The organism is Botryobacter ruber, assembly GCF_003347595.2.
Lineage (GTDB): Bacteria > Bacteroidota > Bacteroidia > Cytophagales > Hymenobacteraceae > Pontibacter > Pontibacter ruber_A.
Genome location: NZ_QCZK02000037.1, coordinates 163,522 through 179,544 on the forward strand (window position 1 = coordinate 163,522; position 16,023 = coordinate 179,544).

The 16,023-nt window shown below is 48.2% G+C and carries 4 protein-coding genes; all 4 read left to right on the forward strand.

Annotated features, from left to right (window positions below; translation table 11 throughout):
• Positions 1 to 141: 141 nt before the first annotated feature.
• The 4 genes from DCW36_RS11470 (at position 142) to DCW36_RS11485 (ending at position 16,017) form a co-directional block, all read left to right on the forward strand.
• Positions 142 to 2,301 carry a T9SS type A sorting domain-containing protein gene (locus DCW36_RS11470; RefSeq protein ID WP_114778744.1) on the forward strand — a complete coding sequence of 720 codons (2,160 nt, stop codon included), beginning with the start codon at positions 142 to 144 and terminating at the stop codon, positions 2,299 to 2,301.
• Positions 2,302 to 2,755: 454 nt separating this feature from the next.
• A complete protein-coding gene (locus DCW36_RS11475; RefSeq protein ID WP_125185172.1) occupies positions 2,756 to 5,797 on the forward strand; it encodes a cohesin domain-containing protein in 3,042 nt (1,013 codons plus the stop codon).
• 82 nt (positions 5,798 to 5,879) lie between these two features.
• The gene (locus tag DCW36_RS11480; protein WP_114778746.1) at positions 5,880 to 8,927 is read left to right on the forward strand and encodes a cohesin domain-containing protein; all 3,048 of its coding nucleotides are present in this window, start codon (positions 5,880 to 5,882) and stop codon (positions 8,925 to 8,927) included.
• An 88-nt stretch (positions 8,928 to 9,015) separates the two neighbouring features.
• Positions 9,016 to 16,017, forward strand: coding sequence for a PKD domain-containing protein (locus tag DCW36_RS11485; protein ID WP_114778747.1), 7,002 nt, complete (start codon positions 9,016 to 9,018; stop codon positions 16,015 to 16,017).
• The last annotated feature ends 6 nt before the right edge of the window (positions 16,018 to 16,023 follow it).

The following is a 16,023-nucleotide window of genomic DNA, read 5'->3' on the forward strand; positions in this document are numbered from 1 at the left end:
TAATATTCACACACTGATTTGTAATGTGGTTTTTGCTGCTACCACACTTATCGTCACATATAAATGTGTATTCGCTATGTCTGATTCAATGGAAACCTCCCCGTCTGTATGCTTCCTCTAAAGCTTTAAATAGTATATTTTATGGCTAAATGTATCATACATTATTCTTTGGCTGTTATTGTGATGCTAGTAGTCGTATTGCAGGCATTCGGAGGAGAAAACGTAGCGTTAACTGAAAGTGGTAAGGGTGTTGAAGCTGCTTTTGCAAGAACAGCAGTTACCGGAGGAATAATGCTTTCTGCCGGTTCGGTATCGGGTCTGCCGGGCACAGAGGTTGTCGTGCCTGTTCGGGTAGGAGGTTTTGAAAGCATCATCACATGCCAGGGGACTATCGCCTTTGATGCCAGCGTTGCAAGCTTTGTCGGGATGGAACAGTTTGGTTTACCTGGAATGGGTAATCATAGTTTTGGAACGACACAGGCAGGAAGTGGTACTATTATTTTTTCCTGGGACGATGCATCCCTGGAGGGAAAGACGCTCGTGGAAGGTGCTATTATCTTTGCCATTCGCTTTAAAGTGACAAATGAGCCAGGCCTAAGCAGCGGGGTAAGCTTTGTGAATAGTCCTGCTCCAATGGAGTTTGTGGATAAAAATTTTGCAGCTGTCCCGCTGACCCTGGAATCAGGGGAAGTGCAGGTGCCGGAAGCAAACGAGTTTTACAACAAGAGCGGAGTCGAGTTGTCATTGCTCTCCAGTTGGGGAACGAGCCGGGATGGCAGCGGTACTCAACCTATTAACTTCACTGATCCCAATACGAGGTTTAACATCATCAATTATACGGCCGAAGAAACCCTCAGGTTGAGCGACAATTGGTTAGTAGCCGGAGCGTCCTCGAGAGTGGTGTTAGGCGATAATTCAATTCCTGTAACACTGGAAATAACGGATGGTAAGTCACTTACGGCGGGTGTACTTGATCTGTCGGATAATGCTACGTTGTTAGTTAATGCCCCGGGATTACCTGTCTTTGGTCAGTTGAGCCTGCAGAGTACTGTTATTATTGGACCAGACGGACCGGAATCCATCGATCAGAATGCTGAATTTGGAAAGTTGATTCTCGAGAATAACTTAACCAGGAACAGGAGCAGGATAAGCAAAAGTGTTAAAATCAAAGGCCAGCTGGAATTAAAGGAGGGTGTCAAACTGGAATTGGGGGATAGTGACCTTGAATTGGGTTATGAAGCGGCACTCATTAGCAGTACAGCAAGCAGCTATGTGGTAGTAAATGGCAAAGGCCGTCTGCGCAAAGGCATCAAAGCCGGTAACGGAACTACCTTACCCGTTGGTAACACAACCTTTAACCCGGTAAAAATTGAACTTGCAGCCGGCTCACAGGATGACATCTTCAGCATCAGTATTCTGGATGGGGTGTATGGGTTTTATACGGACGATGCTCCTGAAACATCTTCTGCGCTTACCGGTAAAATGGTGAACAAGACCTGGCTGATTAGTGAAGACGAAGAAGGCGGATCAGATATTTCCCTTACCCTTTCCTGGAGTGAAGCAGATGAACTGCAGGGTTTTGATGCCACTTCATGCCATATCAAGCACTACCATAACGGCGTCTGGGACAAAGCTGAACATCAAACAGCCGAAGTGTCCGGCACGACCTTCTCCGTATCCCGTTCCGGTATCACCTCTTTCTCGCCCTTTTCCGTGTCTTCCGAGGAGATAATCGATTTGGCACCGTTGCCGGTAGAACTGCTGCACTTTACGGCCACGGCAATTGCCAACACCGCTGTTAAATTGAGTTGGGCTACTGCCACGGAAAGAAACAATGACTTCTTTGCCCTGGAAAGAAGCGCCGATGGCAGCGAATTTACTGAAATTGCCCATGTAAGCGGTGCCGGCACTACCTCCATCCGAAACGACTACAGCTTTACCGACTTTTATCCCCTGGCCGGCACCTCTTATTATCGTCTGCGTCAGGTGGACCATGATGGTTCTTTTGAATACCTGCCTGTCATCTCTTTTTCCGTCCTCAGGGAGCAAGCGCTGCTGTTGAGCCTCTATCCGAACCCGGCTTCAGGCAGCTTTGTGCATGTGCAGGTGCAGGGCCTGACTCAAAATGAAGAAGCTCAACTATCGATAACGGATATGTCCGGCAAACAAGTGTTGTCACGGCGTCAGTCAGCAGGGGCGTCCTCTGTGGTCTCAACAGGTGATTTAAAGCCCGGTACTTATCAGGTAACTATAGTTAGCAAGGCCGGTTCACAAACGAAAAAGCTTGTAATCATCAGGTAAGAAGGGCATGGTGCGAATGCCCGGAACAGCGCCTGGATAACTACATCGGCATTAGTTAATATCTGCTTCTGAAAAGGAACTGGAATACTTATCAGCTTTAGACAAACAGAATGTGATATCACTAAAGCAAGTTCATGGTGCGAAGATGCGTCCCTAACGGGTTGGCTGCATATTAAAAAAGTTTATTACAGTTATACTCTGTTCTAAAAACTGATAATAGTCATTGTTTTTAAACAACAAAGCACTTGCTGAAATAAGAAAAAAACAAAGTGCCCTGATTAATATGCATTTATATTTTTAATATCATTTTTTTAATGCAATTTTATTCAAGCTATTATTAATATATAGTAATATTGCTTCGGGTATACGGTAATGGCTGTTTCAATTACATGTGCCTGGTTACCTTATTCTATATCGCTTAACTGTACTCTTTGAAGTTTTGAATAAAAATTTTATGGCTAAACGCATCATCCAGTTTTCTTTTGTTGCAGTTGCTGTCCTGCTGGCAGTGCTGCAATCTTTCGGCGGGGATAACAACACATCTATCGGCAAGGGCAACTCTGCGACATCTGCCAAAGTAAAAGCAGCAGCAGCAGCTGTCGTACTATCTGCCGACTCAGTAGCGGGATTGCCGGGCACAGAGGTGGTCGTGCCTGTCCGGGTACAAGGCTTTTACAACATCATTACAAGCCAGGGTAGTGTAGCATTTGATGCCAGTGTCGTAAGTTTTGTCGGGGTGGAACAGTATGGACTGCCGGGAATGGAAAGCACCAATTTTGGCACGACACAGGTAGACAATGGTACCCTCATTTTTTCCTGGGACGATGCCACGCTGGCGGGTAAAACACTGGCAGACGAGGCTGTTTTGTTTGCAATACGCTTTAGAGTGACGGGATCCTTAGGGACAAGCAGTAACGTAAGTTTTGTTAGCAGTCCTACTCCGCTGGAGTTTGTGAACAATACATTTCAGACGATGCAGTTGTTGCTAGAGCCTGGCAGAATACAGGTGCCGGCCTGCTATATCACGACAAGTGCGCTCAGCAGCAACAGTCTTTGTGCGGGCAGTAGCGTAAGTGTTTCTTTTACAAAACAGGGCACCTTTAGTCCGGACAATACTTTTTCAGCACAGCTCTCCGATGCCAGCGGTTCTTTTGCCAATGCAACGGTAATAGGTACCGGAAGTGCCAGTCCTATAGCAGCAACTATACCTACAGGTACAGCACAAGGCACCGGATACAGAATCAGGGTTGTCGCCTCTTCGCCTGCTGTAACGGGCACAGATAATGGCAGTAACGTTGCCATCAACACACTGCCGGCAGCACCGTCCGTTACAGCTGGCGAACGTTGCGGTACGGGTACGGTCGTGCTGGCGGCCAGTGGTGCACCAGCGGGTGGAAGTTACCGCTGGTATACAGCAGCAACCGGCGGCACGGCAATTAGCGGAGCCACAGGAGCTACGTATACCACCCCAAGCCTGAGCGCCACTACCACCTACTACGCAGCTATAGTAAACAGTGCCGGTTGCGAGAGCAGCAGAACACCTGTTACAGCCACCATCAAAGCTGTACCTGCTACCCCAGTAGCTACCGCATCGCCGGTACAGGTAGGAGGTACCCTTAGCCTGAGTGCCGGCACGGTAGCCGGTGCTACCTATTCCTGGACCGGTCCCAATGGCTTTACATCTTCCGCTCAGAATCCGACCATCGCCAATGCCTCTACTGTCAACTCCGGTACCTACCGTGTGACGGCTGTTATCAATGGTTGCAGCAGTGAGGCTGGTACTGTAAATGTAACCGTTGTGGATGTGCCCCCCATTACATTTGACGCGGACTCTGTGAGTGGCCTGGCAGGTACGGAGATATTGGTACCTATAAGAGTGAAAGGATTTACCGATATTGTGAGCGCGCAATACAGTGTGAACTGGGACGCCGGTGTGGCCGCGTTTGTGGGCGTTGAAAACTTTGGACTGACAGGACTGGCTGCAGCTAACTTTGGCGCCAGCCAGGCTGCTTCAGGCAATCTGATGTTTTCCTGGAATGATGAGAACCTGATTCCCTATACCTTACCCGACAGCAGCATTCTGTTCAGCCTGCGCCTGAGGTTAACAGGAGGCATGGGGCAGAGCACGCCTATCACCATTTCAGGTACACCTACGCCTATTGAAGTAACAGAAAAGAACAGCTTTATAGTACCTGTTACCAGATTGGCCGGTGCCGCCACAGTACGTACGCTGGTTAAAATCAGCGGAAAAATAAAGTCAGAGCAAGGTGAGGGGGTGCGTACTGTCGCCGTTAGTGCAACCGGTGGAGCAACACCATTGGTTTACGAAACGCAACCGGACGGTCTTTACGAGTTCGAGGTGTTGCAGAATGGCACCTATACCATCAGTCCAACCAAAAACAACGACACGGAAGTTGCTAACGGCATCACCACACTGGATATCGCCTTGATCAGAAGACACATTCTGAATGTTACGCCACTTGGCTCACCGTACAAACTACTGGCTGCTGATGCTGATAACTCCGGAGCCATTTCCACGATCGATATCGCTACCATCCGCAAAGTAATCCTGACCATCGATAATTTTTTTCCGGGCAAACGTCTCTGGCGTTTTGTGCCGCAAAGCCATAGCTTCAGCAATCCTGCAAATCCGTTCCCTTTCCAGGATTCGGTGCAGGTACACGCGAACGTGGTGGAGACGCTGACAGGGCAGGACTTTATTGGGGTGAAGCTGGGAGATGTGAACAACACCTGGGATGCCACTACTGCCAGACTAGGCACAGCAGGCAACCTGGTTCTGCAACTGCAGGACCAGCAGGTTGTTCCTGGAACGGAAGTGCTGGTGCCCGTGAAGGTGTATGATTTTAAAAACGTAAGCGGCTATCAGTTCACGCTGAACTGGGATCCGGAAGTGCTGGAGTACCAATCTGTAGTGGAGGCTGCTGCACAAGGCGCCTTTGGAGCTCACAGAGCAAGCGAAGGCAAGCTGACCACCACCTGGGACGATCCGGCAGGCAAGAGTCTTAGTTTAGCAGAAGGCAGTGTGGTATTCTATGTGAAGTTCAAGGCTGTTGGCGCGTTGAATACGGAAACAAAGGTGGCTGTTACTTCTGACCTTACCCGCAGCGTTGCCTACAACAATAGCTTACAGGAGCTGAACATTAAAACAACCAACGCCACCGTGCAGCTTCGCAGTACGGCTGCTCCATTTATTGCTGGCTATGCCTTGCACCAGAATGTGCCTAATCCCTTCACCCTGGGCAGCACCAGCATCCGGTTCAGCATACCGCAGCAGGAGGAGGTAACTATCAGCATTTACAATTCCTTAGGCCAGGAGGTTCGCACCTACACTGCTACCTATGCTCCGGGAGAGCACACCATAACCTGGGATGGCAGAACCAGCCAGGGATACGCAGTAGGCAAGGGCACTTACTACTACCGCATGAGGGCCGGTAAGTTCACCGAAGCAAAACGGGCCCTGCTACTGGAATACTAACATAAAGAGTAGCTGCAGGGAATACTGTAGCTGCTCTTCTTTTTTTACAGCATACACATTACTTCTGTTATTTCTCAAAATCATGAAAAAGGTCTACCTGTCACTGTCTTTTGGAAAGCTTTTAAGCTTTAGTCAGCTGATTTTGCTGTTTGGTTTACTTGCACAACCTCTTATGGCGCAGTCTCCCGTGACGAAAGATTGGGATAAACGATACGGTGGAACAGGGGGAGACATATTCGGACACATGGCCATAGCATCAGACGGTGGTTATCTGTTAGCAGGATCGTCCAGCTCAGGGGCTGGTGGCGATAAGACAGAAGACGCAAGAGGAGGAACTGATTGTTGGGTGGTAAAGATCAATTCCGATGGTAGCAAGGTCTGGGACAAAGTCTATGGTGGAACAGGAAATGAGGATATAGCTACAGTGATTGTGACTCCAGATGGTGGTTATCTGCTGGCCGGTTCTTCTTCTTCAGGCATTGGGTTTGATAAATCTGAAGACTCCAGGGGTGGATCCGACTATTGGTTGATTAAAATCAATGCCGATGGCAGTAAGGTCTGGGATAAACGATTTGGAGGAACAGGCGAAGATGTGCTTTGGCACATCATCAGCACATCTGATGGTGGCTATTTGTTGGGAGGCTCATCTTCTTCAGGAACTGGTTTTGATAAGTCAGAAGATTCCCGAGGTGGGAATGATTATTGGGTAATTAAAATCAGTGCTGACGGCAGCAAGATCTGGGATAAACGGTTTGGAGGAAGTGGTCCGGACGAGTTGACTCATATGATTAATACCCCAGATGGAAGTTATTTGCTGGGAGGATGGTCTGAATCAGGTATAACCGGCGATAAAACAGAAGCATCCAGAGGTGAATCTGATTACTGGGTGGTGAAAATAAGCTCTGACGGCAGCAAGGCCTGGGATAAAACCTTCGGAGGGAGTAGTTCCGACCGATTATATTCCTTGATAACGACACCTGGTGGCGGCTATCTGTTGGGGGGAGAATCAAGCTCAGTAGCTGACGGTGACAAAACAGAGACATCTGCAACTGAACGTATCAGTGTCTTTTGGATAATAATGCTCAATGCCGATGGCAGTAAGGCTTGGGACAAAATCTACGAAAATCCGGATGAGATGATTAGTGGTGGAGAATATTTAAGATCAATAGCAATGACAGCTGACGGTTGCTATCTGCTAGGAGGGACATCTGTTTCGGCAGCCAAGAACGACAAACCAAGTGCGGATTATTGGGTGGTGAAAATTTATCCCAATGGTAGCAAAGCTTGGGATGTTGTTTACGGCGGATATAACTGGGATAATTTTGGTTCATTGGTCACGACAACAGATGGTGGTTTTCTGGTGGGGGGAAATGCTGGCCCAGGAGCCGATGGTGACATAACAGAAGCATCCAGAGGGGGAAATGACTATTGGATTGTGAAAGCGACTGATACATCCTTTCCCTTAAACTCAGTTACTTTAATCACAGATTCCGTAAGCGGGGTTGCTAATTCTGATGTGCTGGTACCAGTGCGGGTGAAGGATTTCAAAAATATCCTGTCTATGCAGGGCAGTATTGAATGGAACAGCTCAATAGCTTCTTTTGTGGGGGTTGAGTCTTATGGCTTGCCCGGCTTAGGTAGCTCAAATTTTGGGCTGACGGGAGTTGAAAATGGCCAGTTAACGTTTTCCTGGCACGAAGAAAATTCCATACCGGTTACCCTTTCTGACGATGCAGTTGTTTTCGCTCTTAAGTTGAAGCTGATTGGAGCAGCGGGCACCAGCACTGCTGTCTCTGTCACAAGCACTCCGGTGCCGGTAGAGGTCAGTGACAACACCTTCACGGCTATTCCTGTAACCATCGTTGCCGGTGCCGTCTCTATACAAAGTGAGGTGACTGTTTCCGGTACTGTTAGGACGCCCTCAGGTACACCGCTGGATAGGGTTATCGTGAAAGCAAAAGGCAATAGCAGTGAACAAAATCTTACAACCTCTGAGTCCGGCGTTTTCAGCTTTAAGCTGACCGGGAGTAGTAGTTATTCCTTAGCTCCAGTCAAACGAAATGAGGTAAACGTCACGAACGGAATTACGACACTGGATATCCTACAAATACAACGTCATATTCTGGGGCTGGTGCCGTTGAATTCTCCTTATAAGATTATTGCTGCAGATGTGAACAACTCCGGCTCCGTCACTACGATGGACATTGCTTATATCCGCTCCCTGATTCTTTATAACTCCACCAGCTTCCCCGGCAACAGAACCTGGGCCTATGTGAAGAGCGACTTCACCTTTACCGATCCATCCATGCCATTCCCGTATGACAGCACCCGTACCTACAGCAGCGTATCGGAGCTTAGCAACCAGGACTTTACCGGCATAAAGCTGGGGGATGTTAACGATACCTGGGACGCCTCCACTGCCAGACTGGCATCAGCAGGAAACATTGCCTTTAACTTCAAAAATCAGGTGATAGCTCCGGGCACAGAGATAGTCGTGCCGGTCACCGTGAAGGACTTTACAGATGTCAGCGGCTATCAGTTTACCCTCAACTGGGATCCGAAGGTACTGGAATTCGCCAGGGTTGAACATGCCGGCATAGAGGGAGCTTACGGCACACACAGTGTCCATAATGGCAGGCTGACTACGTTGTGGACGGAGCCGAATGGCAACAGCCTGAGCCTGGAAAATGGCAGCAAAATTTTTCAGGTAAGGTTTAAAGTTATTGGTAAAAATGGCTCCGAAAGCAAAGTGGAAGTGAGCTCTGACCTGACAAATAGCCTGGCCTACAACGGTGGATTAGCCGAGCTGAACGTACAGTCGCAGCATGCTTTGGTAAAGGTGACGGAGTTAGCATATGCCTTGCATCAGAATGAACCTAATCCTTTTACCCAAGGCAGCACCAGCATCCGGTTCAGCATACCGCAGCAGGAGGAGGTAACAATCAGTATTTATAATTCCTTAGGCCAGGAGGTTCGCACCTACACTGCTACCTATGCTCCGGGAGAGCACACCATAACCTGGGATGGCAGAACCAGCCAGGGTTATGCAGTAGGCAAGGGTACTTATTACTACCGCATGAAGGCCGGTAAGTTCACCGAAGCAAAACGGGCCCTGCTACTGGAATACTAACATAAAGAGCAGCTGCAGGGAATACTGTAGCTACTCTTCTTTTTTTACAGCATACACATTACTTCTGTTATTTCTCAAAAGCAAAAGCATGAAAAACTTTTACCTGCTGCTAACCTGTTTCCTGCTCCTGTGTGCAGGCCGGGTGTCCGGACAAACCTACATCCTGAACGAAGACTTTTCTTCTGCCACGGAAACCACGCCGCCTACAGGGTGGGCCAACACAACCGTCACAGGCGTAGCCACCGACAAATGGCGCTTCGATAACCTGGGGAACCGGAACATCGGCTATCCCTTTACCGGCAGGTACGCCATTTTCGACAGCGACAACTATTCTCAGGGCGATGGTGCCGAGAACGTGGTGCTGGAGTCGAAGTTCTTCGATGCCTCCATCAGCAATAACACCCTGCTCACCTTCGACCACTTTTTTGCAGGCGGTAAAAATGGGCAGGGCACGCTGGAAGTATTTAACGGCATCAGCTGGAGTACCATCGCCACCTTTACCGACAGTACCACCCTGCCAGAACGAAAGCTCTACAACCTTTCTGCAAACGTAGGGGGTGTTACCAATGCCAAAATCCGTTTCCGCTGGACAGGCGATGCCTCCTACTTCTGGGCCATCGACAACATCCGCATCTACTCCCCCCTCTCCCGTGATGCCGGCCTGGCGAAGCTGAATGCCCCGGAGATGCCCTTTAACGCCGGCAGCCAGCCCATCAAAATAACCTTAGCCAACTTCGGTATCAACACCCTCACGAGCACTACCCTTAAATGGACTGTAAACGGTGTGGCACAAACTTCCAAAGCCTGGACAGGCTCTTTGGCTATAGGGGAAACAGAGGAAAATATTACGCTTGCTAATCTTGACTTTCAGCAGGGGAAGCAGTACAAGTTGAAGATATGGCAGGAGAACCCGAACGGGCAGCCGGACCTGAATGCGCTGAACGATACTCTGTATGCGACCTTGTATAGCAGCCTTTCTGGTGTTTACACAATAGGAGGAGTCTCTCCTGACTTTGTGAATTTCACGGAGGCTGTTACTGTGTTGAACAATGCTGGAATTGTAGGACCAGTTACTTTTAAAGTGCGTGATGGTGTCTACAATGAGCAGATTGTGATTGGCAAAGTAATGGGCGCTTCATCTACTAATATGATCGTATTTGAGTCGGAGAGTGGTGACAGTACCAAAGCTGTGTTAAGGTATGAACAAGAGAATTCAATTCTTGATTATACATTACTGTTGAATAGTGCTGAACACGTAAGTTTCAAGAAGCTCGGCTTTACAAGATCTTCCTATAGAAGTTACATAATAAAAGTTGAACAAGAGAGCAAGAATATAGATTTTAGGAACTGCCAGTTTAACGGAGATTTTTATTACGGAAGCAAAATAAGCACGAATTCTTCTACTAACGTTTCAATTACTGAGTGTAGATTAGTTAACAGTAAGATAGAGATGCTCTATACTCCTAATGGTATCATCAACCACAATGTCATGGGGAGAATAGGGTACTATACTACAAGCCAGGATAACATAGTTTATGTATCAGGTACTTATGATAAACCTGTTATGAGTATATCCGTGGAATCTAACGAGATAACATATGGAAGTATTGAGTTGTATAGAGTTAATAGTAGTAGTATAAAAGGCAACACGATAAATGAAGGTATTATCAAGTTAAATAACTCCTCTATTTCTACTTCGGTTACTATGCAGGATAATGTTGTATTAAACAATAATATGAAATTGTCTTCTGCTACAGGAAATGCCATGATTGTCTCTGGGAGAGGAACAACAGAAATCAGTGGCAACAGAGTTGCCTCAGTTACGAATGCTACAGGAATGTTACTTAGTTCACTGTATGGGACCATGGTTGCAAATAATATTGTGCAAACTCAGGGGCAGGGAACTACTTATGGCATATCCCTGACCAGCAGTTCCAATGTTAAACTTGTTTTCAACAGCGTGCATACCACTGGAACAGATTTAAGTCAGGCACGGGCTCTTTTTATACAAGGCAGCAACAGCAATATTACTATCAAGAACAACATCTTCGCCAACTCAGGCGGAGGTTATGCAGCCTACATCGCCACAGCACCTACAGGTACCAACGACATCGACTACAACAACTACTATTCCTCTGGCGGCAGGCTTGGCTACTATGCCGGCACCGACTACAGCAACCTGAGTAGCTGGGGACAGGCAGTGGGAGGGGATGCCAACTCCAAAGCTGTTAATCCCTTCTTTAAAAGCACGACTGAACTGAGTATAAATCACATTGCGCTGAACAGTGCGGGTGCTACTATTAGTGGGATAACCAAAGATATAGACGATACTGTACGGGATGCCAGCAAGCCAGACATTGGAGCTAAAGAATATACACCAGCGCCGGTGGATGCAGGTTTGGATGCTTTTACTTCTCCAACGAGTCCGCTTACTGGTACAGAGGTACCAGTAAAAGTGCTCTTACGAAATCAAGGCCTGAATATGCTCTCTACGGCTACTATTAATTGGCAAGTGAATGGAGTAGTACAAGCACCTATTAATTGGAATGGAAATTTAGTCAGCGGAGCGGCGGAAGAAGTAACACTGAATACATTTAGTTTTACCGGCGCCCCTCTTTTTAATATCGAAGCGAGGGTCAGTTACCCCAACAGTCAGCCAGACCCAAATCGATATAATGACACTGCTTCGGTAAAGAACTTGGTAGCAGCCTTATCTGGTGTTTACACAATAGGAGGAGTCTCTCCTGACTTTGTGAATTTCACGGAGGCTGTTACTGTGTTGAACAATGCTGGAATTGTAGGACCAGTTACTTTTAAAGTGCGTGATGGTGTCTACAATGAGCAGATTGTGATTGGCAAAGTAATGGGCGCTTCATCTACTAATATGATCGTATTTGAGTCGGAGAGTGGTGACAGTACCAAAGCTGTGTTAAGGTATGAACAAGAGAATTCAATTCTTGATTATACATTACTGTTGAATAGTGCTGAACACGTAAGTTTCAAGAAGCTCGGCTTTACAAGATCTTCCTATAGAAGTTACATAATAAAAGTTGAACAAGAGAGCAAGAATATAGATTTTAGGAACTGCCAGTTTAACGGAGATTTTTATTACGGAAGCAAAATAAGCACGAATTCTTCTACTAACGTTTCAATTACTGAGTGTAGATTAGTTAACAGTAAGATAGAGATGCTCTATACTCCTAATGGTATCATCAACCACAATGTCATGGGGAGAATAGGGTACTATACTACAAGCCAGGATAACATAGTTTATGTATCAGGTACTTATGATAAACCTGTTATGAGTATATCCGTGGAATCTAACGAGATAACATATGGAAGTATTGAGTTGTATAGAGTTAATAGTAGTAGTATAAAAGGCAACACGATAAATGAAGGTATTATCAAGTTAAATAACTCCTCTATTTCTACTTCGGTTACTATGCAGGATAATGTTGTATTAAACAATAATATGAAATTGTCTTCTGCTACAGGAAATGCCATGATTGTCTCTGGGAGAGGAACAACAGAAATCAGTGGCAACAGAGTTGCCTCAGTTACGAATGCTACAGGAATGTTACTTAGTTCACTGTATGGGACCATGGTTGCAAATAATATTGTGCAAACTCAGGGGCAGGGAACTACTTATGGCATATCCCTGACCAGCAGTTCCAATGTTAAACTTGTTTTCAACAGCGTGCATACCACTGGAACAGATTTAAGTCAGGCACGGGCTCTTTTTATACAAGGCAGCAACAGCAATATTACTATCAAGAACAACATCTTCGCCAACTCAGGCGGAGGTTATGCAGCCTACATCGCCACAGCACCTACAGGTACCAACGACATCGACTACAACAACTACTATTCCTCTGGCGGCAGGCTTGGCTACTATGCCGGCACCGACTACAGCAACCTGAGTAGCTGGGGACAGGCAGTGGGAGGAGATGCCAACTCCAAAGCCGTTAACCCCTTCTTTAAGAGTACAACCGACCTGCGGGCCTACCAGCGGGCACTGAATGGAGCCGGTATTCCAGTAGCAGGCGTCTTGCTGGACATAGACGGTGAAATCAGGAACAGCTCTGCCCCGGATATAGGAGCAGATGAGTTTATGGTGGACTTCGGTATTACCCGTCTTATCAGCCCGACCTTAGATTGTGATCAGACATCTTCCGAGCCCGTAACAGCCAATATTACCCAGTTCGGCGATGTTCCTTTTACCAATATTAAGATTGCGTACCAGGTAAATAACGGCACTGTCTATACCGAAACCATCGAAGGACAAATCAACACAGACATCGAGCACACCTTCCAGCAGGTGCAGGACCTGCTGCAGGATGGGCGTTATGATTTTAAAGTATGGCTGGTAGATATTCAGGACGACAACATCAACAACGATACCCTGTATGTGGCGCGCTTCAAGAAGCCAAGGCCGGTAGCCAGCTTCAGCTTCGTTACCCAGTGCGCCGGTGTACCGGTAGCCTTCCAGGGCACAGCCAGTGTGGCATCGGGTACTATTGCCCGTTACGAGTGGGACTTCGGTGACGGCAAGACGGCAGATGTGCAGAACCCAAACCACATTTATGAGCGTTCCGGTACCTATACCGTCACACTGCTCGCTTATTCCGACGAAGGTTGCTACGGTTCCGTAAGCCAGGAAATCACCATCACCACCACACCACTGGCGAAGTTTGCAGCATCCAATGCCTGTGCAGGCTCACCTGTGGCATTTCAGAACGAAAGCACCGTCAGCTCCGGCTCCATGACTTACCTCTGGAGCTTTGGCGACGGTACCAGCTCCACAGAAGAGCATCCGGACCATGTATACACGGCTGCCGGTACGTACCAGGTGCAGCTAACTGCCAGCAACAGCCTGGGCTGCAGCGATACCTACATTCGTAATATAACTATATACGCGTTGCCCGAGGTTACGCTTGCTGCTTTCAACCCTGTGTGCGAAGGTGCTCCGGCCTTTAATTTAACAGGAGGTCTGCCTAAAGGAGGAGCTTATTCCGGTACCGGTGTGGTAGATGGTAAGTTCAGCGCCCTGACTGCAGGCATTGGCACCCATACCATTACCTACACTTACACGAACGAGAACGGCTGTATCAATACTGCTACTAATACCATCCAGGTGAAGGCGCTACCGACAGTATCCTTTACCGGCCTGCCTGCAAAACTATGTGCAGATGCTGCTGCCGTAACACTAATCGGCTCACCGGTTGGAGGAGTATGGGTAGGAAATGGGATGAACAGTAGTGGTGTCTTCACTCCGGCAACAGCAGGTGTGGGTACGCATAGCATAGAATACGTGTACACCGATGCCGGTGGCTGTACCAACAAGGCAACCCAAACAGTGGAAGTAACCGCCACCCCATCGGCGCTGACAGCAGATAGCAACAGCCCTGTTTCGAGTGGCGGTACCCTTTCGCTCACTGCCAGCAGCATCAGCGGCGCTACTTATCTGTGGAGTGGCCCTGGCGGGTACAGCTCAACAGCACAGAATCCATCCAGAACATCGGTAACGGCAGCAATGGCGGGCACTTATACGGTTACAGCTACCGTTAATGGCTGCAGCAGTTCTGCCTCTGTAACAGTTGCTGTCAGTCAGGCTGCAGCTATTACTACCTTTAGCCCGACAAGCGGCGCCCCCGGAACGAGCGTAACCATAACAGGTAGTGGCTTTACCGGTGCAACAGGCGTTGCTTTCAACAGTACCACTGCCACGTATACGGTTGTAGATGATGCGACCATCACTACCTCCGTTCCGTCCGGCAGCACCACGGGCCTGATCAGCGTAACCACACCAACAGGAACAGTTTACAGCAGCAGTAACTTTACGGTTCTGCCAGCTACGGTTACCGTTTCGGGTACTGTACGCTCACAGGCAGGCGAGCCAATCGGCAACATTGTTGTAAAAGCCAAAAGTACTACAGACAGCCAAACTAGTACAACCCCTGCCTCCGGCGCCTTCAGCTTTAACCTGGCGACCGGCGAAGCCTATACGCTCGCACCTGCCAGGAGAACCGAAGTGGAGGTAGCCAACGGCGTTACCACGCTCGATATCGTACTGATACAGCGCCACATCCTGGGGCTGCAGTCACTGGGTTCGCCTTACAGGATTATTGCAGCGGATGTAAACAACTCCGGCTCCGTTACTACCCTCGACATTGCCCATATCCGCTCGCTGATACTTCGCAATACCACCAGCTTCCCCGGCAACAGGACCTGGGCCTTTGTGAAGAGCGGTTTCACCTTTGCCAATCCGGCCATGCCGTTCCCATACGACAGCACCCGTACCTACAGCAGCGTGTCGGCGCAGAGTAACCAGGACTTTACCGGCATAAAGCTGGGGGATGTAAACGATACCTGGGACGCCTCCACCGCCAGGCTGGCATCAGCAGGAAGTATTGCTTTTAAATTCAAAAATCAAGTGGTAGCTCCGGGCACAGAGGTAATCGTGCCAGTCACCGTGAATGACTTTACCGATGTCAGCGGCTATCAGTTCACCCTCAACTGGGATCCGAAGGTACTGGAATTCGCCAGAGTAGAACATGCCGGCCTAGAGGGAGCTTACGGCACACACAGTGTCCATAATGGCAAACTGACAACCGTGTGGGCAGAACCGAACGGCAACAGCCTGAGCCTGGAAAATGGCAGCAAAGTTTTCCAGGTAAGATTTAAGGTTCTTGGCGGAAACGGAGCAGAGAGTAAGATAGAGATTGGTTCCATGCTGACAAAGAGTGTAGCCTATACAGGTAACCTCGCTCAACTGGATATACAATCGCAGCATGCCGTGGTTAAGGTGAAAGGAGCAGCATATGCCCTGTATCAGAACTACCCGAACCCATTCACCGCAGAAACGACGCTGCATTTCGAACTGCCTGAAGCGCAGGATGTACAATTAACGATCTATAATGCGCTGGGACAGGTTGTAAGGCAGTTCCAGGGCAGCTATGCTGCAGGCGAACATTTTGTAACCTGGAAGGGTGATGATGCCAGCGGCAATAAACTAAGCCGGGGCGCCTACATCTGCCGCATGAAAGCAGGCAGTTTTACGGAGTCGGTGCAGATTATTCTGAGTAAATAAGAAAAC

What these genes read in the sequence shown, in the direction of transcription:
- DCW36_RS11475 (WP_125185172.1), top strand. Translation starts at nt 2,756, where the DNA reads ATGGCTAAACGCATCATCCAGTTTTCTTTTGTTGCAGTTGCTGTCCTG.
- DCW36_RS11485 (WP_114778747.1), top strand. Translation starts at nt 9,016, where the DNA reads ATGAAAAACTTTTACCTGCTGCTAACCTGTTTCCTGCTCCTGTGTGCA.
- DCW36_RS11470 (WP_114778744.1), top strand. Translation starts at nt 142, where the DNA reads ATGGCTAAATGTATCATACATTATTCTTTGGCTGTTATTGTGATGCTA.
- DCW36_RS11480 (WP_114778746.1), top strand. Translation starts at nt 5,880, where the DNA reads ATGAAAAAGGTCTACCTGTCACTGTCTTTTGGAAAGCTTTTAAGCTTT.